This window comes from Limnochorda pilosa (assembly GCF_001544015.1).
In the GTDB taxonomy this organism is placed as follows: domain Bacteria; phylum Bacillota; class Limnochordia; order Limnochordales; family Limnochordaceae; genus Limnochorda; species Limnochorda pilosa.
Window position 1 is genome coordinate 2,419,877 of the sequence record NZ_AP014924.1, and the last position, 19,241, is coordinate 2,439,117.

The 19,241-nt window shown below is 65.5% G+C and carries 22 protein-coding genes and 1 pseudogene; 8 read left to right on the forward strand and 15 right to left on the reverse strand.

The genetic code is table 11. The features are described 5' to 3' along the window. Window positions 1-32: 32 nt before the first annotated feature. The 11 genes from LIP_RS10615 to LIP_RS10665 all read right to left on the reverse strand — a co-directional run bounded on the left by LIP_RS10615 (window position 33) and on the right by LIP_RS10665 (window position 11,785). On the reverse strand, window positions 33-413 hold the full coding sequence (locus tag LIP_RS10615; protein WP_068137951.1) for a hypothetical protein: 381 nt from the start codon (window positions 411-413) through the stop codon (window positions 33-35). A gap of 90 nt (window positions 414-503) precedes the next feature. Beyond that, window positions 504-2,564, reverse strand: a complete 2,061-nt coding sequence (locus LIP_RS10620) for a formylglycine-generating enzyme family protein (RefSeq protein WP_144440439.1) — start codon at window positions 2,562-2,564, stop codon at window positions 504-506. Between the two features lie 18 nt (window positions 2,565-2,582). Further along, a complete protein-coding gene (locus LIP_RS10625; protein WP_068137957.1) occupies window positions 2,583-2,891 on the reverse strand; it encodes a DUF4387 domain-containing protein in 309 nt (102 codons plus the stop codon). Window positions 2,892-2,928: 37 nt separating this feature from the next. Next, window positions 2,929-4,323 (reverse strand): acyclic terpene utilization AtuA family protein, encoded by a 1,395-nt coding sequence (locus LIP_RS10630; RefSeq protein WP_068137961.1) that lies wholly within the window; start codon window positions 4,321-4,323, stop codon window positions 2,929-2,931. Window positions 4,324-4,328: 5 nt separating this feature from the next. Beyond that, window positions 4,329-5,345, reverse strand: coding sequence for an ADP-ribosylglycohydrolase family protein (locus LIP_RS10635; protein ID WP_068137963.1), 1,017 nt, complete (start codon window positions 5,343-5,345; stop codon window positions 4,329-4,331). Window positions 5,346-5,363: 18 nt separating this feature from the next. Then, on the reverse strand, window positions 5,364-6,422 hold the full coding sequence (locus LIP_RS10640) for an ADP-ribosylglycohydrolase family protein (protein ID WP_068137966.1): 1,059 nt from the start codon (window positions 6,420-6,422) through the stop codon (window positions 5,364-5,366). A gap of 37 nt (window positions 6,423-6,459) precedes the next feature. Then, window positions 6,460-7,446: an ADP-ribosylglycohydrolase family protein gene (locus LIP_RS10645; RefSeq protein ID WP_082726195.1), complete on the reverse strand. Its 987-nt coding sequence runs from the start codon at window positions 7,444-7,446 to the stop codon at window positions 6,460-6,462. 126 nt (window positions 7,447-7,572) lie between these two features. Next, window positions 7,573-8,865 carry an ABC transporter substrate-binding protein gene (locus LIP_RS10650; RefSeq protein WP_158509651.1) on the reverse strand — a complete coding sequence of 431 codons (1,293 nt, stop codon included), beginning with the start codon at window positions 8,863-8,865 and terminating at the stop codon, window positions 7,573-7,575. Window positions 8,866-8,967: 102 nt separating this feature from the next. Next, window positions 8,968-9,801 carry a carbohydrate ABC transporter permease gene (locus tag LIP_RS10655; protein ID WP_198409503.1) on the reverse strand — a complete coding sequence of 278 codons (834 nt, stop codon included), beginning with the start codon at window positions 9,799-9,801 and terminating at the stop codon, window positions 8,968-8,970. Window positions 9,802-9,833: 32 nt separating this feature from the next. Further along, window positions 9,834-10,709: a carbohydrate ABC transporter permease gene (locus LIP_RS10660; RefSeq protein ID WP_068137971.1), complete on the reverse strand. Its 876-nt coding sequence runs from the start codon at window positions 10,707-10,709 to the stop codon at window positions 9,834-9,836. Continuing rightward, a complete protein-coding gene (locus tag LIP_RS10665; protein WP_082726197.1) occupies window positions 10,706-11,785 on the reverse strand; it encodes a LacI family DNA-binding transcriptional regulator in 1,080 nt (359 codons plus the stop codon). The genes LIP_RS10660 and LIP_RS10665 overlap by 4 nt, the downstream gene beginning before the upstream one ends. Window positions 11,786-12,012: 227 nt before the next feature. On the opposite strand from LIP_RS10665, the gene LIP_RS10670 reads away from it, so the two are divergent. Next, the gene (locus LIP_RS10670) at window positions 12,013-12,369 is read left to right on the forward strand and encodes a hypothetical protein (RefSeq protein WP_068137977.1); all 357 of its coding nucleotides are present in this window, start codon (window positions 12,013-12,015) and stop codon (window positions 12,367-12,369) included. A gap of 167 nt (window positions 12,370-12,536) precedes the next feature. On the opposite strand, the gene LIP_RS20580 is transcribed toward LIP_RS10670, so the two are convergent. Then, window positions 12,537-12,869 carry a transposase gene (locus LIP_RS20580; protein ID WP_082726198.1) on the reverse strand — a complete coding sequence of 111 codons (333 nt, stop codon included), beginning with the start codon at window positions 12,867-12,869 and terminating at the stop codon, window positions 12,537-12,539. A gap of 419 nt (window positions 12,870-13,288) precedes the next feature. On the opposite strand from LIP_RS20580, the gene LIP_RS10675 reads away from it, so the two are divergent. Further along, the gene (locus LIP_RS10675) at window positions 13,289-13,714 is read left to right on the forward strand and encodes a DUF433 domain-containing protein (RefSeq protein WP_082726199.1); all 426 of its coding nucleotides are present in this window, start codon (window positions 13,289-13,291) and stop codon (window positions 13,712-13,714) included. Continuing rightward, window positions 13,711-14,052, forward strand: a complete 342-nt coding sequence (locus LIP_RS10680; protein ID WP_068137981.1) for a DUF5615 family PIN-like protein — start codon at window positions 13,711-13,713, stop codon at window positions 14,050-14,052. The genes LIP_RS10675 and LIP_RS10680 overlap by 4 nt, the downstream gene beginning before the upstream one ends. A gap of 337 nt (window positions 14,053-14,389) precedes the next feature. Here the strand turns inward: LIP_RS10680 and LIP_RS10685 are convergent, their stop codons facing one another. Beyond that, complete coding sequence (locus tag LIP_RS10685) at window positions 14,390-14,908, reverse strand: nucleotidyl transferase AbiEii/AbiGii toxin family protein (protein WP_198409504.1); 519 nt, start codon at window positions 14,906-14,908, stop codon at window positions 14,390-14,392. 17 nt (window positions 14,909-14,925) lie between these two features. Further along, entirely contained in the window at window positions 14,926-15,321 is a 396-nt protein-coding gene (locus tag LIP_RS10690) for a type 1 periplasmic-binding domain-containing protein (protein ID WP_068137985.1), read from the reverse strand. 572 nt (window positions 15,322-15,893) lie between these two features. Here LIP_RS10690 and LIP_RS10700 point away from each other — a divergent pair. The 5 genes and pseudogenes from LIP_RS10700 (at window position 15,894) to LIP_RS18580 (ending at window position 17,969) form a co-directional block, all read left to right on the forward strand. Continuing rightward, the gene (locus tag LIP_RS10700) at window positions 15,894-16,244 is read left to right on the forward strand and encodes a VOC family protein (RefSeq protein WP_082726200.1); all 351 of its coding nucleotides are present in this window, start codon (window positions 15,894-15,896) and stop codon (window positions 16,242-16,244) included. Window positions 16,245-16,422: 178 nt separating this feature from the next. After that, window positions 16,423-16,551: pseudogene (locus LIP_RS18575) on the forward strand (CopG family transcriptional regulator); the annotation flags it as partial. A 233-nt stretch (window positions 16,552-16,784) separates the two neighbouring features. Next, complete coding sequence (locus tag LIP_RS10705) at window positions 16,785-17,063, forward strand: hypothetical protein (protein WP_068137994.1); 279 nt, start codon at window positions 16,785-16,787, stop codon at window positions 17,061-17,063. Between the two features lie 23 nt (window positions 17,064-17,086). Further along, window positions 17,087-17,716 carry a TenA family protein gene (locus LIP_RS10710; protein WP_068137996.1) on the forward strand — a complete coding sequence of 210 codons (630 nt, stop codon included), beginning with the start codon at window positions 17,087-17,089 and terminating at the stop codon, window positions 17,714-17,716. Between the two features lie 88 nt (window positions 17,717-17,804). Next, window positions 17,805-17,969 (forward strand): MFS transporter, encoded by a 165-nt coding sequence (locus LIP_RS18580; RefSeq protein WP_144440441.1) that lies wholly within the window; start codon window positions 17,805-17,807, stop codon window positions 17,967-17,969. A 1,107-nt stretch (window positions 17,970-19,076) separates the two neighbouring features. On the opposite strand, the gene LIP_RS20585 is transcribed toward LIP_RS18580, so the two are convergent. Then, entirely contained in the window at window positions 19,077-19,208 is a 132-nt protein-coding gene (locus LIP_RS20585; RefSeq protein WP_407936410.1) for an addiction module protein, read from the reverse strand. Between the last annotated feature and the right edge of the window lie 33 nt (window positions 19,209-19,241).

Consider the following 19,241-nt stretch of genomic DNA (forward strand, 5'->3'; position numbering starts at 1 on the left):
GTGCCGCCAGATCCGCCAGAGACACCCTTGCCTCACGGCCGTAACGAAGCGCGCCTCACTCGCGAGGCTGTCGAAGGGGCACCGGTCGACCCGGAGGTCATGGCCCAGAGGGACCCGCTGGTCCGGTCCGTGCCGATCTCGACCATCATGAAGAAGTCCCACGGGCGGGTGCGCAGCAGGTGCCTGGCCACCCGGAAGCGTCGCACCGTCATCTCCCGGATCCGCTCCAGCAGGCGGCCCTTCTCCTCCGTGCGGTAGTCCGCCACCAGCCGCTGGATGTAGGGGAAGTCGTCCAGCCAGCGGTCGAAGACGAGGCGGGGGTCGGCGCAGTCGAGGTCGAGGAGAAGGAGGCGGTCAACCTGGCCGTGACGCTCGGCCGGCCTGCGGCTGTTCTTCCGTTCGAGCTCGGACATGTGGTTACTCATCTCACCCCGGGGCTTTGCCGGCTTGCACCTCGATCATGCCAACAAGGCGGTGCGCACGTGCCTGCGCCATCCGGGGCCCTACTCTACATCGACGGCACAGCGGAAGCCGACAGTGGCGCAGCGATCCATGCCAGGCCACATGAGCAGGAACTTGGCTGAGAAGGAGCTCGGCTGGGGGCCGCCGTCCGCGTACCATTCGGATCCGCAGGCGCGGTGGTAGGACCCACCCTTCACGATACAGAACCTCGTTCGGCCGTTGGTGCGTTCACTCTCGGTCCATTCCCATACGTTACCGCACATGTCATAACAACCGACCCAAGACCGGCCCGAATGGGCGAAGACCCCGGTGGTCGTGGCTCCCCCAGCGTTGCATGCACCGGTGATCATTCTGTCTCCCCATGGGTAGCTCCACCCCTCGGGCCCCTGGGCCGCCCACTGCCACTCCTCTTCTGTAGGCAGCCGTTTGCCCGCCCATCGGGCGTACGCGCGCGCATCCTCAAGGGATACATAGACTACGGGATGGTCTTCCTCGCCCTCGGCAGGCTTACCGTTCACCCAATGCTTCAGATGATTCTCCGCGAACCGCGGCCTGTAGCCCGTGCTCTCGAGGAAGCGGGCGTACTGCACGTTAGTGACGGGGGTCGCGTCGAGTGCGTATGGGCGCAGCACGACATGTTTCGTCAGAGTTGTCATCCTGTGCAGCCCGCCGGTTCGTTCGATGATGTCGCCCAGGTCCAGGGGCGATTGGCCGGCGATCTCGTAGAAGCCGCACTCTCGGAGCCTGAAGCTCACCTTGAGGTCGACCTCGCCTCCCGGTACGAACAGCATCCCGTCCGGCAGCTCAGTGCGGCTGTACCGGCGGGTCGGACGAACCGGTAGCAGATGTTCATGCCGAGGACACGGTTCCGGCGAGAAGTTGGCCCGGGCGTGGACCGTTGCCTGGCCTGCCAGGAATCGCTGGAACCCATCTCCCAGGACCTCAGGAGCTGCAGCCATGAGGCAACCGACCCCGCGAGGTCCGATCCTGCCTGAGAGCGTGACAATGGAGCCAGTCACGTTCATGGCTGCGGGGCGACCTTCGATGAGATCGAAGTAATGAACGGCGCCAGAGGCTCGGGGGACATCCAGGAGGGGGCCTTCCACCGTTGCGTCCCTCCCATTGACCAGGGTCCACAAGCGAACGTCCTGTCCTTCCCAAAGGCTAGCATAGACGCCGGGCTGTCGGGTGTCGACCAGAGGCGTCCAGCCCTCGCCGGAGAACAGATCGGCCCAACGCCTCAAGATCGGCAGCACCGCCCTGAGGATGGACCGAGACCTGTCCGACCAGCCCACCCAGCTCCCAAACACGTTGTCCCAGATGAGTACACCGGCGCCGTTCATCCAGGCCGTATCGATCTCGGATGTCGGATCCGTCTTCCAGCGCGATGTCAGGTGCTGCATGTGCCTACGCTCCAGCCACTTGTGCGACAGGACTCCAGGTACCGCACTGACCTCGAACCGTTGGGCCCAGGAGATGTGGTGCGTCGTCAAGCGCTCCACAGGCGGTGTGTTCTCTGGGATCATGGCGATGCCCTGACGAACGCCGTCCAGTCTCCGACGCAGGTCGGGTGCCCCTTGCGACAGCGTGTCGAGGAAGACGCCATCAACCTCGAGGATCTTCACCAGCTCGGCGAGTACCTCGAAGTCAGAGCGCTCGTCCCGTCGAGTCGATCGATCCCATCTCAGGTAGGGGATGAAGACGCTGACTCCTCGCTTATGGAAGGAGCGTATGAGTTCTCGTGCGCCCTCAAGACCTCCGGGCATGTCGTACCAGAAATCGAACTGGCTCCGGTGATCAAAACCAAGCTGCGGGTATCCGTTCCACAGTAGGACGCTGTCGTAGCCTCCGTACCTATCGCCGCCTTCCTGCAGCAGTGCATCCACTCTGTATGTGCCCGCTTCGGGGTCCCAGAGCGCACTGTCCCATGGGATGAGGAAGTAGCACGAGACTGCGGAGGCTGTCCACGCGAAGGCGGGATGCCGGTACGACTCATCCGAGAACCGCAAGAGATGCCTTGTCGCCTGTCGCCATGCGTTCAACTGCTCTCGCCACGAGGACCATTCGGAGGGATCGGCAGGCGCCTGGATGATGCTCCGCATGAAAACCGCCACCGTCCTTCAGGGAATGTCGAGCTCGAGCATGGGCACGTGCTGTTGGGCACCGTAGAGGTCAGCGCTATCGAACTCATCGGAAGCCAAGGGCTTGAGAAAGGATGCCTTCGCCGCCAGACACAGGTCCACGAACCAGACGCCCAGGACGCTACTGGGCGGTACACGGTAGAGAGCCGCGATGTTCTCCCGCGTCAGGACCCCGGACGTCTTCGCGCGTTCGAAGGCAGCCTCGTCGGTGAAGATCACATCGACGGTGGTGATGAACGGTGACGCATTCTTGCTACGGATGATCCGGGCCAGTTCCGTGAGTTTCACACTGAGCCACTCCTCATAGCAGTTTGCAGCACTCGTCTCATCGGTTTATCACCCTGATCTCGGTCTGAAAGGGCTCTCCTGGATCCTCTAGCGGCAGGGCGTGCCAGATGCTGAACTGATAGACCTCCCCCACGGGGATGGCTCTGCCCGGCGAGAAGGGGATGGCCAGATTGCCGGCCGTGGAGAGCCGTCCCGGGAACCCGTGGTGGGCGAGGAATGAACTGGCGAAGGAGCAGATGCTGTCGGCTCTCTCCTGGTCGCTGCTGACCGCATCCAGCAACAGGCAGATCTCGTGAGGCTCGCCTCCCGTCACAGGCTCGGACGGGCCCAGCACGCCGTTCCTGCCGTAGGTTCGGATGCTGAAATGGTAGGCCTGCTCCCCGAGGAATGCGAAGTACTCCCGGACGGCGTCGTAGCAATCGCGGACGATCTGTTCGGAAGCGGCGATGAACCGGGGATCCCGCACACCCGCGATGCTGATGGAGCGGAAGCCGACCCGCCGAACCCCTTCCAGCTTTACCCGGTACTCGTCGGCCTCGATCCACCGGGCGCCCGCAACCCGGACTCTCCGGTCCGTCACCTGCTCGTAGCGGGCGCTCGACACGTCCAGCACCCCCCCGGGGTTGGCCTCGCGGGTGGGGTCTGGGCGCTCGTAGAAGGCATGGAGGGCCACGCTGGCCGGCGTGCAGCGCCGGGCCTCGTTGACCGGGACCACTTCGAAGTGGTCCCTCCGGAGAAAGCCCAAGAGACCGTCGTTGCCGCTGCCGGGATCGGCTGCGAGGGCGCCGTCCTCCATCACCTTGCCGAAGTGCATGCTGAGCGCCCGGGGGAACCCGTAACGCAAGGGGAGCGCTGCGTAGAGCCCGATGTCCAGCGCCCGCCCCGTGATGATGCCGTCGAGGTTGGGATGCTCCTCCAGGAGTCGCACCAAGACCTCGGGCCCCACCTGCGCTACGATGCGTGTACTAGCCTTGACCGTGCCGGCATCCAGCCGCTCAGGGAAGCGGTCGACCGGGACCAGGCGGGGCATCTCCACACCCGCCTGAAGGCGTTCGAGGAGCCATCCCTGGTCCACGTCGCTCCACACCACGCCGATGGTGAGGGACCAGCCGTGCAGCCTCGCTGACTCTTCGAGGAGTTCAAGGGCCAGCTCCACATGGGGATTCGCCCCAGCCCCGCCCACCGAGCAGATGAACGGGATCTTCGCCTGCCGGGCCGCGCCGACGATCAGCTCCAGGTCCCGCTGCAGGGCCTGCCGGGCCATCACCGGCTTACCGCTGCCCAGGTAGTAGGGCCCCGCGTCGGTGGTGGTCCCCTGGGCCACGATGACGTGCAGCCCGTACTCCAGCGCCTTCTGGAGGGACACCGCATCCACCCCGTGGCCCAGGAAGGACGTAGCCGAGTAGATTCGGAGCTCTTGGACGTTCTCCACCGGTCTCACCCTTCCCCCCGCTCTTTCTGCCAGGACCTCCCGGCCAGGCTGACCAGCTGCCGGGCGATCTCCGAGACTCGCATCCCGCGGGTGGCATGGATGCAGACGCCCTTCACCGTGTCGATCTTGGCGAGCCACTCCTGGGGGATCGCCTGGACACCCTGGAACGCCCCCGAGATGGCGCCTGCGATGGCCCCGATGGTGTCCGCGTCCCGTCCCAGGTTGGCGGCCCCCAGCACCGAGGGCACGTACTGGCACCGGGAGCTGGCGACCAGGCCGAACGCGAGGGCTGTTGCCTCGGGGGCCATGTCCGCCCACACGTAGTACGGAATGGTGGCCTCCTGGTAGAGCTCCTCGAGCGCCTCAAAGGGATCCGAGTACCTGCGGCCGATCGCGACCGCCCGCTGGATGGCCCGGAAGGACCACGAGTCCTGGGGAATGGCCGCCAGGGCCGCATCGATGACCGCATCGGAATCGTCAGCCACCATGGCCTCCGCCACCGCCGCGGCGACGGCCTGGGCGCAGTAGATGCCGTCCCGGTGGTGACTCACGCTGGCATCGATGGCCGCCAGTTTCGCTGCCTCAATGGGCGATCCGGCACAGGCCACGCCCACAGGGGCGATCCGCATCGCCGCGCCGTCACTCCACATCTCATAGTTGTACCGTCCCGTCGCCGGCGCGCTCAGGCCGCGCCGGAGGTTCACCACCGCGCAGACCTCGCTGAAGCCGCCCTTCTGGAACTCCTGCTGGTGGATCAGGGTCTGGGTCCACTCCCGGGCCACGTCCTCCGGCCGCACATCCTTGCCATACTTGAGCAGGATCTGGGCGGTCAACATCGCGTACTCGGTATCGTCGGTGCCGGCCGGGTCGTCGGTCAGGAAGCCTGTGATCCGCCCGTGGGTCGCCCGGATGGTGGCCGGGTCGCTCCCTTCCGTGGATGCCCCCAAGGCGTCCGCCACAGCCAGCCCCGCCAGGGCCCCGTACCCGTGCTGGAAAAGGTCCGTCCGCTCACTCGCAGCCATGCTCCCTCAGCCCCTCCTTCAGTCCTGCCTGCGGGCCAACCCGGCCAGTTCCGTGGCGACATCCTTCACCGAAACACCTGCCATCTGAGGCAGGCAAATCCCCTTGCACCGATCGGTCGAACCCAACCAGCTGGCGGGGATGGTCGAAGCCCCGTAGACGACCCCGTACAGGGCGCCTACCCAGGCGGGCATCGACTCGGCGGCGCGGTGGAACGCGTTGGCGATCAGCAGCGCTTCCTGCACCGAACCGAGTTCCATGGACAGGAGGGCCAACGCCAGGGCTACGGTCTCGGGCGCCACGTTCGGATAGTTGTAGATGCGGCTCAAGAACTGATCATGGAGAATCACGAGCGCGTCGGCCGGGCTGGTTCCCCGGGGGACCAGTTCCAGCGCTCGGGCGGTGTTGTACGCAAGCCATGATCCCTCGGGCATGAAGCGCCGCGCAGCCTCGATCATGCGGGGAATCTCCGCTCCCGACACCCCCTCCGCCAGAGCAGCGGCCATCGCCTGGGCCGCCCATACGCCGTCTTCGGCCGACGTCACCGAGGCGTCCCGCTCGGCCACGGTGGTAGCGGTCGCCGGATCCCCCGGATGGACCAGGCCAATGGGCACCGCCCGGCGCACAGCGCCGTCGTCGTAGTGGTGGGGGTTGTCGTTCCCCGTGGTGGGAGGCAGGAGACCCCGCTTGAAGTTCTCGATGGCAGCCCGCTCGCTCACGCCAGACCGGACCGACGTCTCCCGGACAACGACCTCCTCTTGCCAGGCTTGCTGGTACTGCTGAGCCGTGGGGGTGGATCCGTACCGGAGCAGGATCTGGGCACTGAAGAGGGCCCACTCGGTGTCGTCGGTGGGGCAGACGTCGAGGACGCGCGGGTTCCGTGCGATGGTGTAGGGCATCTGGGTGACGATCACGTTGTGTTGATCGCCCACCTCGGTCCAAATCCGGAGCCGGGCTCGGCTCTTGGGTCGCCCGAGGAGGGTCCGGTGGTACATGGCCGGAAACCCGAGGGCATCTCCCAAGGCGAGACCGGCCAGGCTACCGTAGATGCGGTCGAAGAGATCAGGCTGCGTTCCCACTCCGTTCAGCTCCTCCCGTAACACGTCGCAAGAACCTTCACTGGATCAGGCCGGCCAAGCCCTCGGCCAGGCTCACGAGATCCTCCCCGGCGGCGAAACGAAGGGTAACCCCTGCGGGCCGCCGGACCGCCTCGATCCACCGCTCAGGAAGCACGCCGGCACCGGCCCGAGCACCGCACACCGCGCCGACGACGGCTGCGATGGTGTCGGCATCGCGGCCGAAGTTGGCCGCCCAGAAGAGGCCCGTCTCGAAATCGGCTTCGGTGAGCCGCAAGATCGCGTAGGCCTGCGGGATGGCCTCCGCGCTCACAGCGTGGAGCGGCGTCCAGAGGTCATCATGAAGGCTCTGCCAGGCCGCCCGGATCGCACCCTTCTCATCGCATATCTTCAGGGTCCTCTGCATGGCCCGCCCGAGCCAGCTCTCCTCGGGAACCCAAGCCATCCCTGCCGCCACGATCTCGTCCACCGTGCCGCCAGCCATGGCGACGGCCACACTGGCGGCGACCGCCTGTGCGGCGTGGAGTCCGTCCCCAGCGTGGCTGATCTCGGCATCGATGGACGCAAGCCGCGCGGCCCGCTCCGGATCACCCGCCGCGACGATGCCGATGGGCGCGGCCCGCATCGCGGCCCCATCGTCGTTGTTCATCACGTTGTCCATCCCGGACAGGGGAGGCCTCATGCCCCGGCGGAGATTGTAGGCGGCACCGTGGATGGGCCGCCCCGCCCGGTCATGAACGCCGCCCTGGTCGAGAACGTAGCGGTGCCAGGCGTCCAGGACCGCCTCGCGGGTGAGTTCCCCCTGGCTGTCGAGCAAGACTCGGGCCGTCAGGACCGCGAACTCCGTGTCGTCCGTCCCGCTGACGCCTTCCGGGAGGTGGGTCACGATGCCGTAGCGGTTCCGAAGCTCGGTGTTCCTTCCGGCATCCCCCAGGGCATCCCCGATAGCCAGTCCGAGTAAGCAACCTTTGCTCCTGGAGACGGCAAGCGCTCGATCCTTGGCAAGTGCTTCACGCCCGTTCAACATCTTCGGCTCCTCCTCGACAGATCAGGGATGCCAGGACGGCCCTGGCTCGCCGTGAAACTGGGGGGTGCGGGCGTGAGCGTCTCAGTCGCGCTCACGCCCGCGGCATCCGATACGGCAGCGGGGCGCTTACCGGTAACGCTCCAGGATTCGGTTCCCTTCCAGCTCGATCCGCTGGGCCAGCTGCTCCTCCGTGATGCGGTCGTAGAAGTACTCTTGCAGCAAGGGGTTGAGCACCTTGGACCGCACCTCTTCGTAGCCGGGAACGATCTGCCAGTTGGCCATGGCGAGATTCACGGCCGACGCACTAACCACATCCCAGCCGTACTCCTCGGTGGTGAAGATGGATAGCCCCAGCGACGACTTCCTGGTGGGCAAGAGCCAGTCGCTGTGGGCCAGCTTCGCCATGTTCTCCGTGTTCATGAGGAACTCGACGAACTGCATCGCCTCACGCGGGTGCCTGGACGCCGCCGGAATGCTGAGCGTTTGGGAGACGGCACCCTGGCGCGCCGTGGTCGCCCGCGGGTGGGGCAGCACGCCCCAGCGGAACGTCTCCGAGGCGAGGGCCGCCAGGTCATGGCGGGTGAAGGCACCCACGCCCGGAATCATGGCATACCGGCCCTGGATGAAGCCGGCCATCAGCTCCGAGCTGCTCAAGCCCACGCCGTCCTTCGCAAGCGACTCGTCGACGTACATCATGTCGTGCAGGGTCCTGGCCAGCGCCAGTTCGTTCTCGCCGACCCGGATCACCCAGCGGCCGTCCTCCTGGTAGAAGAACTGCCCACCGAAGGCCATGCTCAGGTTGAGGATGCGATTGGCGGGGTTCCGGAGGGCGAGGCCGGCCCCGTACTGATCGATGCGGCCATCACCGTTGACGTCCTTGGTCAGCTGGCGCCCCATCTCGCGCAGCCCCTCCCAGGTCACGGCCTGGCTCGGATCGACCTGGATCCCAGCCTCTTCGAAGAGGTCCTGGTTGTAGAGAATGACAAACGGCTCGACGATGTAGGGAACGCCGTAGACCGCATTATCGACGCTCACCGTCCTCCAGAAGTTGGGAAGGACGTCGTTGCGCAGATCATCGGACATCAGCGGCGCGAGGTCAGTCAAGTAGCCCATCCGACCGAAGTCCAGCACCTGGGGCGACTCATAATGGAAGATGTCGGGCACATCGCCGGTCTGGAACGAGGTAACCAGGTAGTCGTGGATGGAGGACCAGTCGACCTGCTGGTACTCCACCTGGATGGTGGGGTGGGTTGAGTTCCACGCCTGTACCAGCTCTTTCACAGCGGCGATCGCGTCTTCTTGCCACGCGAGGCTCACGAAGCGCAACCGCACCGGACTCTGCGCCGAGGTAGACGGTGTCAACGCAGTGACCATCAGCAACAGGACCAGCGCCACGGCCAGATATCGAAATGCCCTCATCAGTACCTCCCCTTTCTCGCTTAGTTGCCTCATTGCCGGCCAGCCATGCGTTCGCGGCATCCTGCCTTGTGCTCAGGACACCCTCCGGGCCTGCGTGCAGGCTCACTGCTTCAGACTTCCTGCCATGAGCCCCGCAATCAGGCCCCGTTGTACGACGGCGAAAACGGCCAGGGCAGGCAAGGTAGCCAGAACACTGCCAGCCGCCAGCGGTCCCCATCGTACGAAACCTTCAACACCCCGGAAACGCGCCAGGTTGACCTGGATGGTCAGCAGATCAGGCTCCTTCAGAAGCACCAGGGCAAAGAAGAACTCGTTCCACGCCGTGATGAACGCATACATGCCCGTGGCCACCAGCCCCGGAACCATCAGGGGAACGAGGATATGGGCAAGGGTCTGGGTTCCACTGGCCCCGTCGACGGCCGCGGCCTCTTCCAGCTCCACGGGAACGGACCGGACGTAGCCGAAGAGCATCCAGAGCACGAACGGAAGGTTCGAGACCACGTAGACCAGGCTCAACCCGGCGTGGGTGTTGGTCAGCGCCATCGCGGCGAGAATGAGAAAGAGCGGCACGATAATCAGGATGTGGGGAAAGGTTTGGCTCGCCAATATCCAGCCCCGGAACAGCTTCTCCACCAGGCCGCCTCGCCGGGCGGAGACGTAAGCGGCCGGAGCTGCGACGGCCAGGGTCGCTAGGGCTGTGACGAGGCTCACCTTCAAGCTGTTTTTCACGCTCTGGAAGATGCCCTGAGTAAAGAGCGCATCCCGGTAGTTTTCGAACTGAACGCTTTGGGGCCAGAAGGAAGTGGCCATCACCACCTCTACCTGGGTCTTGAGCGACGTGAGCACCAGCCAGAGCAAGGGGAAGGCCATGAAGGCTACATAGAGCATGAGTAGGAGGAAGAGCCCCACTCGTACCGCCCGCTTCATCCATGCCATACGAGCCCCTCCCAACACCGTGCCGGCGGTTCCTACGCCACCTCACGGCTCGAGCGCCGCACGTAGAAGAAGATCAGCAGGAGCATCACGAACACCATCACGTTACCAAGGGCTGCAGCGTAACCGAGGTTGCCGTAGCGGAAGCCTTCCTCGTAGGCATAGAGCATGGGCAGCCTCGTGGTGTCTCCGGGCCCGCCCTCGGTCAGGACGTAGACCAGGCCGAAGGAGTTGAAGTTCCAGATCATCTCGATGGTGCCGAGCGCGACGATCACCGGAACGAGCAGCGGGAGTACCACGTACCAGAACTGGCCCCAGGAAGAGGCCCCATCGAGAGCGGCGGCCTCTTTCAGTTCCTGCGGGACGGTCTGGAGGCCGGCCAGGAGCATCACCGCGGCCAGCGGCAACCCTGCCCAGATCCCGACGACAATAGCGGCTGGGAGCGTCCAGGTATAATCGCCCAGCCAGTTGACGGGGGTCTCCAGGACGCCCAGATCGAGCAAGGCCCGGTTGAAGAGACCGATGGTGGGATGGTAGACCATCCGCCAGACCAAGCCCTTCACCACCGGCGGCATGGCCCAGGGAATCAGGATCAGTACCCTGGCTAGCCCTTGCAGGGGCAGCCGAGCATTGAGCAGTAGGGCGAGCCCCAAGCCGAGGATGATCTCCCCGCCCGTCACGCTGAGGGCCCAGATCGCCCCCGTTCGGAAGGAGGACCAAAACGTGTAGTCCATCAGCATGTACCGGTAGTTCTCGAGGCCGTTCAACTCAGGCTGGCCGGGCCCGAGGCGGTAGTCGGTAAACCCCAGATACATGCCCTCGAGCAGTGGGATTACGGAGAGCAAGAGAATGGGCAGGACCGCGGGGATCAGGAGCCACCACGAGGGCCCGATACGGCTTCTGCCGTTCATGAATGCGGCCTCCCTGCTCCCGGACCCTGGCGCGCTGTGCCTCGCTGCTCCTTACGGAGCAAGCTCGTCGACTCCCGCACGAGGAGCCTGGGGAGGACTGTCACCCGTTGCCACTCGCCGCGCTCGCGGCCTTCGACCCGATCCAGGAGGAGTTCACCGGCAATCCGCCCACGTTCGGCCGCGAGCAGCGTCACAGTCGACAGCGTGGGAGTGGCAATTCGACAGAGGTCGATATCGTCCATCCCGATGACGGCCACGTCGTCGGGCACGCGCATGCTTCGCTCGCGTAGTTTCCGCAGGACCCCGATAGCCATGGCGTCGTTCGCGGCGAAGACCCCGTCCAGGTCGGGACACTGTTCCAGGAGCCGGTCGATGGCCTCGTAGCCGCCCATGATGGTGAAGTCGCTGTTGACGACCAGGTTGGACGAGTATTCAAGTCCCCGGCTACCAAGGGCCAGCTTGTAGCCGCTGATGCGTGAAGTGGAGGGGACGGTGCCCTTCATGCCATTGATGAACCCAATCCTCTGGCACCCCAGGTCGATGAGGTGCTCGACGGCCAGGCGGGCCCCGGTTTCGGACTCGACCCGGACATTGTCGACAGGCGTTTCATCAGGGACACGCCCGATGACGACGACGCGCCCCTGAACGGGCTCCAACTCGCGCAAGAAGGCAGCACTCACGGTGAGTGACGTGATAATCAGGCCGTCGATGCGGCGCCCGGCCAAGGCGCGCAGGGCACGCAGCTCCTCGGTCTGCGAGCCCTCGGTGCTCGCGAGGGAAAGCCACCAGCCTCGCCTGGCAGCCACCTCTTGCACCGCCTTGGCCATCGCGACGTAGACGGGGTTCCCGATGTCGGGCACCGCCAGCGCGATCTCGCCCACGTTCCCCGTCTTGAGGCTGCGGGCCACATGGTCGGGAACGTAGCCGATCTGGGCCACCGCGTCCAACACCCGCTTGCGAGTTTCCGGCGAGCACCGTGGGCTGTTATTCACCACACGGGAGACGGTCGCCGGAGAGACCCCCGCCAGCCGGGCGACTTCCTGGATGGTCCCACGTCTCGATGAGCGCCGTGCCACTGTTCACCAACCCCGCGCCAGTGCATGGAATCGATTACATGCCTCTATGAGCCACATTAGTCCAGATGGATATGCACTCGCTCTCACAAGGTCTTTCGCTCCCTTGAGCCGGTTTCCTGCTTCTTCCCCTGGACATGCTGGGGTTTTGACATAGGCCTTCCCCCAGTGTGGCGGAGCGGCGCGAAAGAACCTCGGGTCGGGGCCAGTGGGCGGTGGGAATTGGCCTCATGGCCTTCCTCAGGGAGATCGGCTTCCTCGACTACCTGGAGCGCCTGCGTCCCAGCCGCCGGGAGCGCTTCATGGTCCGTGCCTCCCTCATCCTCCTCACCTACATGATCAAGACGCTCCCGGGCATCGAGCACCTCCATGCGATGCCCGCCCTGCTCTCCAGCGACCCCACCATCATGAAGCTCCTGGGCTTCAGCGCCCGCTGGCTGGAAGAAGGGCTCTGCCGGCGATCTGAGGAGAAGCGTGGCGAGGGCAAGGAACCCCCGAAGCCTTTCAGTGCCCAGATGGTGGCCAACTTCCCCGCCGACCTGATCCTCCGGGAGGCCGCGGCCTTCTTCAATCAGGCCATCCAGTAACTGGCCCGCTTCGGTGTCTTCCCCCGGGAGGTCACCTTGGTGGTGGACGGGACCGACGTGGAGAAAACCGGCAGGTGCCGGGGCGCCGGACGGGCGAGGCGGGAGAAGAAGGTGACTACTTCACTGCGTAGAACCGCCGGAGGGTTTCGCTGCCGCGCTCCCAGTCGTCAAAGGAGTCCTCCACGGTAGCAATCACGCTCTCCAGCTCCGGGAAGGAGCCATTGTGCCGTCGCAGGCGACGCGTTGTCGAGGATGACTACCACTCGACGGCGAGTGCGACGGGCCACCCGGCAGAGCTCCTTGAGGAAGGCCCAGAAGGACAGGGCGTTGAAGCGCTCCACTTCACGCCGGTACAGGAACTTTCCGTCCCGCAGGCGGACCGCGCCGAAGCATCCCACGCTCCGACGGGTCGGGGAGTGCAAGACGACGGGATCCCTATCCTCGGGCGGAATCCACATGCGGCAGCGAGAGCCGTATTGCTGGAAGTGGACCTCGTCCATGGCCCGCACGTCCGTGCCCGGCCGTCGTGGACGAACGCATCGAATTCGGCCGACTGCCCGCGGACGCCGAAGAGCTCCCCCTCGGCGTCCCGGAGGACCAGGCGTTCCGCTCTCAGCGGACCCACCCCGGAGGACTCCTCGATGGTGGCACGGACGAACTCCAACCACTCGGTGGCCTTTGCCACACGCTCAGCCGGTACGTCGCTCATACAGCACCTTCCCTTCGCGCAGGGCCGCCCGGATGATTGAACCAGGAAGGGCCGCCCTCTTCCGGAAGTCCTCGGCATCGGTTGGTATGAGGTCCATGGGCATACCGCACAGCACCTTGTCCATCACCAGGAAAGAGGGGGCGGTACGCGGGCGCCTTGGCGTTGTAGCAGCGTCGTCTTTGTCATACAGTGAGCCCTGAGGTGACGAAGATGACCATGTCGCGGCGGATCAGCGTGCGGATGCCAGACGATCAGGCGGAGCGCTTCCTGCGAGAGCAGCGTCTTCGACGGCAGCGATCGTCGGACCTCCTGCGCGACCTCGTGGAGGAAGCTCTTCGTATGCGGGAGTGCCCCGGGATCGTCTTTCTCGACGCCCCAACGGGTCGCCAGGCCACCGTGGCCGGGACCGGACTTGCGGTGTGGGAGGTCGTCTCCCTGTGGCGAAGCCTGGGATCGGTCGGAGCGCTGCTCGACAGGTTCCCGCACCTGTCGGAGCGTGGTGTGCGGGATGCGCTAGCCTACGCCGAACGCTTCCCAGACGAGATCGAGGCGGCCATCCAAGAGAACGAGGCTCTCGACGAGACAGAGCTCCGTCGAAGGTACCCGTACCTCACCGGCCTCGAACCCGAGCCATGAAGTGGTACCTGGACGAGGACCTCAGCAGCGAGGTAGCGAGACAGCTTCGGCGCGTGCGCGTGGACGCCGTTTCGTCTCATGAGGTGGGCATGAATGGCAGTACGGACGACGAGCAGCTGGCGCGTGCCTCTTCGGACGAGCGTATCCTCGTCACCTTCAACGCACGGGACTTCATCCCCCTCGCTGCCCGCTGGTACCAAGCGGGCAGGCCGTTCACCGGCATCGCCCTTCTCGCCCCTCGCCGGATCCCCCAGACGGACGTGGGGGGCCAGGTACAGGCCATCCTTCTTGCTGACGCCTCACACCTCTGGCCAGCCAGCTCGGTACGTCTTCTCTGAGGCAGGACCGCCAGGATTCCTGGGCCGCTTCCTCGCACCGCCGGTTGGACGTGATCGCCCGCGTCCGCTTCGTGCCCCGCGCGCCGCCGAGCCCAGGCGGGCGGGCTTCCTGGTCCACGTGGAGGTCCAATCCCGCCGCGAGGCGGACTTCGACCGCAGGCTAGCCGCGAAGATGAAGGACGGCGGTCGTGAGAACCCGTACCGCCGGTTCGAAGCGCTCCGCCGGGTGGCACGCGTGGCGCTCCATGAAGAGCGACGTCGGGCCAAGGAGAGGCACGGAGTCGTAGAGATCCACTGGCACGCCCAACGCTTCCCAAGCTCAGGAGATCCTTGTCAACTACCCGGTTCCCCCCGGCGCCAGCAGTATCTCTTCCACGATGTAGCGGGTACGGGGCAGAATCTGAGCCTCCGGGTAGACGTCGAGAACAGCCTGCAGGGCTTCGTCGACGTCTCGGATCTGAAGGTGCCTCAGCAGGAAGCGGATGTCCGCTTCGTCTTCCCGTCGGGCTGCCAGGAGCTTCATGGCCAGCATATACCGTGGAGAGGCCGCCAGGACTCGCAGCCCCGCCAAGTCCAGCACGGACGTTGCCTCCGGATCCGGCCCGGCCAGGAAACCCTTGACGGCGTCGTTGAGCCATGCGTCGGGCAAGTCGAACTGAGCTGCCACCTCGCGAGCCGCGCGATAGACCTCGTCCTTAGGCGCAAACACGGCGTCGATGTCCCTCGTACTCCGTCGCGCATCGTACGCGAGGGCCATGGCTGCGCCTCCCACCAAGTACAGTTCACCCTTGATTCCGCGAGCAGCGAGGATCTCGGACAGGGCTGTGAGGTACTGGATCATCTCGGAACGATCCAAGAACGACCCTCCAGTCGCTAACAGCGCTCCAGTTCCGTGTGATCCACGAAGATCCCGCGGCGACGAAAGGACGCGGGGCTCTCGACAAGACACGTGGCATGTAAACTACGGATGCTCGTAGGGAACCAGAATCGCTCCAGGAAGCGCTGGGACTCGTGGACCCAAGGCGGGACCGGCAAGTTGTAGTGCATGGCAAGGTGCTCAGCCAGCGCCGCCAGGTACGCGTCGAAGCGCTGGTCCCCTACGTACTCGGGGCGCGCCGCGATCAGGCTGGCGCGACGTTCATCGTCCGATGCGTAGAAGTCATCCAGGAACTCCCGAATCGAGATCCACGGCTCCTCGCCGGTGCGGATCCGATCGGCGATCCGTCTGATGGTAAGAGGCTGGTAGCCTGTTAGGCGACGGCCCGCCATTCCCTCACCCCTTTTCCCCGGTGTCATCGCCCGGCGCCATTGTCTTTATCATACCGCCTTCGTGGCTCCTATGGCATGTCCAATCAGGGTCGCGCCTGAGGAGACGAACTCGGCTAGCCTGGTATTCCATGCCTGGGGGTAGAGCGATGGACTAGGCACGACTCGTCACAACGCTCAGCGTCGTCGCCTGCCCCGGGTTCCGCGGCTGGCGTCACTCCTCACCATCCCGCGTCTCCTTGCCGCACAGCGCTGCCGGCTTCTCGACGGCCGGCCAGCCTGGCGATCTGGTGGAAGCGGGCGCCCAGCTCGTCCACGCTCATCTGCCGGCCCCGCACGCCCACGAAGACCCAGCGTGAGCCTGTGAAGCCGAGCCGGTCCAGCAGCTCCTGGCGCTCGCCCCCCAGGTACCGGCGCAGCGCCGCCTCGAAGGAATCGTGCTGCCTCGGCTCCGGTCCCGGAGGCGGGTGGCAGGACCGCGGGTCCTCGATGGGGAACCAGACGTGCCAGATCCAGGCTGTGAGGGGTGCCAGACGGGGGAAGGAAGCCGGGAGCCATCTCTGGGGGGGAGGCGCATGATCCAGGGCGTTGAGTACGTGACCCTCTTCGTGACCGATCTCGAGCGGAGCGTGCGGTTCTACCACGACCTGCTCGAGCTCCCGGTCGTCCAGCGCTCGCCCCACTTCGTCCTCCTGGACGCAGGCAACCTACGGCTGGGGTTGCACCGAGGCGACGGCGTGCCCGAGAGGCCGCCCGTCAACCTCCACTTCGTGGTGGACGACGTCGACCAGGCGTACGAGGCACTCCGGCGCAAGGGGCTTCCCTTCCATAAAGGACCGAAGGATCAGCCCTGGGGGGTACGCAGCGCGACCACGGCCGATCCCGACGGCTTCGTGGTGGAGATCGTGAGTCGCCTGCCCCTGTGAGGTGCTGCCTGCCGGGCCAGGAGCCCGTAGGCCGCGGCCACCGGCGCGTACCCCAGAGCGACGGGCAGGCCGTAGGCGCGGGCCGCGGCCAGGGCTCGAGCCAGGGCGCTCCCACGAGGCGTCGTAGCGTTGGCTGGAGGTGTACCGGGTGTACCGGATGGACCCGTCTGAAATCCTGAACGACGCGCTCCGAGAAGTCCTCCGCGAGGACCAAGAGGACTTGTCCGCGTTCGAGGAGCGCGCTGAGGAGCCCACCCTGTCCTATGAGGCCCTGCTAAATGAGTTGAAGGCTCATGGCAAGCTATGAGCTCGTCTTCAAGCGCTCGGCGGCCAAGGATCTCCGACATCTGCCCAAGGCTGACCTCCTTCGAGTCCTACAGCGGAGACGGCAGGGCGGGCGCCTCGCCGGCATCCTTCTGGTGACTGCGGCGGTGCTGCTGGCTCTTGGCTCGGTCCAGGCCCAGGGGGAGTGGCCGGACCTCTCGGGTGTGACCCTGACGCTCGCCGTGAGCCGCCGCGACCCTGGGCGGCGGGCAGCTCATGGTCTCCAAGTACTCCCGAAACCCCGAGGCGGCGACCTGGTTGGTCCGCTACCTGGCCGGACGGGAGGAGCAGAAGCAGCGGACGATCGCGGCCAGCTACAACCCTACCATCGAGGCGCTCTACCAGGATCCGGAGGTCCCCGCGGCATCGCCTTTCATGGGGCGGCTCCACAAGGATCTCGCCAGGGGCCAAGGCCTCGCGGCCACGAGGACGGAGCCAGAGCCACCACCTCTTGTGAGCCTCAGGACGAACGGGCCGCCTCGCCGGAGGAGGTAATACCTTTAGGGAGGCATCGATGCATGGGCCTTTCCACCCGGCTGTGGGAGGAGAACCAGGATCTGGCCCGGGCTTGTCGTGACCACCCTTTCGTCCAGGGGATCGCCTCCGGCGAACTGCCCCGGCCACGATTCGCCTTCTACGTGGGGCAGGACGCGTTCTATCTCGAAGCCTACGCCCGCGCCTACGCCCTCGCCCTGGCGAAAGCGCCCGACCGATCCACCATGCTGGAGTTCCGGGACCTGATGGAGGGCGTCTTTGAAGAGCTCCGGCTGCACCAGCAGTATGCGCGCCGTTGGAACGTCGATCTGGCCCCCCAACCGGCTCCCGCGACCCAGGCCTACACCGACTTCCTCCTGCGGGTGGCCTGGAGCGAGCCCGTCGGCCGCATCGTCGCTGCCATGACCCCCTGCATGCGCCTTTACGCCCACCTGGGGCAAGCGCTCCAGCCGGTGACGAAGGCCGAGAGCCCCTATCGGGAGTGGGTGGAGACCTACGCGTCCCAGGAGATCGAAGACCTGACCCGGCGCCTGGAGCGTCTTCTCGACGCCTGCGATCCCGGCGACCGCGGGCTCGCGGCGCACTACCGCACGGCCATGCGCCTCGAGCTGGCCTTCTTCGACCAGGCGTGGCACGCGCACGGGCCGGGGTGATGGACCCGATCCGTAGAGCCCCAAAAGACACCCCGCACGGCGTGCGGAACCTCTGCAAGGGTTCTCCCTTCAGGAAGGTGGCGCCGGGGTGGGTCATGCGGAAGAGGTGGTAGAGCGGGCGCGACTGCGGCCGCGCCGGGAGAGGGTCGTCCAGGAGACCAACCAGATCGTGGGCAACCGCGCCGGCGCCATGCTGAGCATGCCCCGTGCCACCGTGGGCGACATCTTTAGCCCCAGGGAGCGCGGGCGGTGATGGGGGTCACCGGGTCCGTCCTTGTCCTGGAGAGCATTGTGGGCCCCGTGGTGGGCGGCTGGAGCCCGCACTGAACACGGGTCCCAGACTGTACATGTCAACCCCCAGAGTGGTTCTCCCGCGATCCTGGGGATGGCTACGTACACGCAGGACTGCAGGAACTGAGCGCCCTAAGCCCGTTGAAGCGTGCCTCAGTGCTCACCCTCTTCGATCTACTACGAGCACCCTTTGGACTGCCGTGCCTTCAGCACGCGCACGCTGGGGGGAAGACCAGGCGTGGCGCGCCACGCACCAATCCCAAGGGAGACCAGCGGCGCCGCCGCCTCGACCTATCCCACGCGTTCCATCACCTGACCTCATGGTGATGGCGGGCGAAGGTCCTCGGCCCGTACGGGCTCTCGAAGGGCAGCAGGCGGCCCGGAGAGCGTCTCTTGACTTCGATCACGGTCTCTTGGCTACACGACCTGATCTTCCGCGTCCGAGATCAACGCGTCGTTTCGCGAGGAACGAGCCTAGTCCATGCAAGCCTCCGCTTCTGTGGTTATCCGTCGAATCGACGCGCCAGCGGCTGCAAGGACGCTCTGCTGCCAATCCGCTGAATCAACGGTCCACGTGATCTCCCTGGCCACGCCTCCACGCCCTCCTTTGGCACATCGATCCGGGATCATCCAGCGTCTTGCCGGATGTAGGCATTGGTTCACGTGGTCACCACCCGGCGAACGCAAGATCCCCGTCCGTCTGTCCATCGGCACTCTTGGCGTCCAGGCCAGCCTTGATACTCATGGTCTGTCCGCACTCAGGCTGTACGGAAGGAGAGGAGGCGGCAGCCGAGTGCCCATTCCATATCTCATGTTTTCGCCGCCTAACGACTTGGGCATCAGCGGCGCCGCTTGTCAGCCTTCAGTCGAAGTACCCAGCCACCTTCGGCCGTACGCTGGATGCCCGTGTCAGGCCGGCGAGTCACGATAGACGCAATCGCCATTTCCGAGGGTTATCACACGATCATCGTATCTTTGGTGTAGTCATGAGACACGGCGTATGGAAACCGCCTCACCAACGCGCGGCGGTAGTGCCTTTAAACGACCGAGTGCATTTCGGGGTTGCGTACTATGCCCTGGATGCAGGCATCGACACCACATCCGGAGTGGATGCAATGTCGTCCCATAGATCCTCCACCAGTTGAAGCTTCTCTGAGGCCGGCCCCTCGACTTCTGGCGGAGTCAGGACGCCCTCCGTCATCCCCACCTTCTCGCGCCTCGTTCCCCCACAGCC

Bases quoted from the DNA above. Each gene is read 5' to 3' on its own strand.
- LIP_RS10615 (WP_068137951.1), bottom strand. From the start codon at position 413: ATGTCCGAGCTCGAACGGAAGAACAGCCGCAGGCCGGCCGAGCGTCAC.
- LIP_RS10620 (WP_144440439.1), bottom strand. From the start codon at position 2,564: ATGCGGAGCATCATCCAGGCGCCTGCCGATCCCTCCGAATGGTCCTCG.
- LIP_RS10635 (WP_068137963.1), bottom strand. From the start codon at position 5,345: ATGGCTGCGAGTGAGCGGACGGACCTTTTCCAGCACGGGTACGGGGCC.
- LIP_RS10645 (WP_082726195.1), bottom strand. From the start codon at position 7,446: ATGTTGAACGGGCGTGAAGCACTTGCCAAGGATCGAGCGCTTGCCGTC.
- LIP_RS10650 (WP_158509651.1), bottom strand. From the start codon at position 8,865: ATGAGGGCATTTCGATATCTGGCCGTGGCGCTGGTCCTGTTGCTGATG.
- LIP_RS10655 (WP_198409503.1), bottom strand. From the start codon at position 9,801: ATGGCATGGATGAAGCGGGCGGTACGAGTGGGGCTCTTCCTCCTACTC.
- LIP_RS10660 (WP_068137971.1), bottom strand. From the start codon at position 10,709: ATGAACGGCAGAAGCCGTATCGGGCCCTCGTGGTGGCTCCTGATCCCC.
- LIP_RS10670 (WP_068137977.1), top strand. From the start codon at position 12,013: ATGGCCTTCCTCAGGGAGATCGGCTTCCTCGACTACCTGGAGCGCCTG.
- LIP_RS20580 (WP_082726198.1), bottom strand. From the start codon at position 12,869: ATGGACGAGGTCCACTTCCAGCAATACGGCTCTCGCTGCCGCATGTGG.
- LIP_RS10675 (WP_082726199.1), top strand. From the start codon at position 13,289: ATGACCATGTCGCGGCGGATCAGCGTGCGGATGCCAGACGATCAGGCG.
- LIP_RS10680 (WP_068137981.1), top strand. From the start codon at position 13,711: ATGAAGTGGTACCTGGACGAGGACCTCAGCAGCGAGGTAGCGAGACAG.
- LIP_RS10690 (WP_068137985.1), bottom strand. From the start codon at position 15,321: ATGGCGGGCCGTCGCCTAACAGGCTACCAGCCTCTTACCATCAGACGG.
- LIP_RS10700 (WP_082726200.1), top strand. From the start codon at position 15,894: ATGATCCAGGGCGTTGAGTACGTGACCCTCTTCGTGACCGATCTCGAG.
- LIP_RS10705 (WP_068137994.1), top strand. From the start codon at position 16,785: ATGGTCTCCAAGTACTCCCGAAACCCCGAGGCGGCGACCTGGTTGGTC.
- LIP_RS10710 (WP_068137996.1), top strand. From the start codon at position 17,087: ATGGGCCTTTCCACCCGGCTGTGGGAGGAGAACCAGGATCTGGCCCGG.
- LIP_RS20585 (WP_407936410.1), bottom strand. From the start codon at position 19,208: ATGACGGAGGGCGTCCTGACTCCGCCAGAAGTCGAGGGGCCGGCCTCA.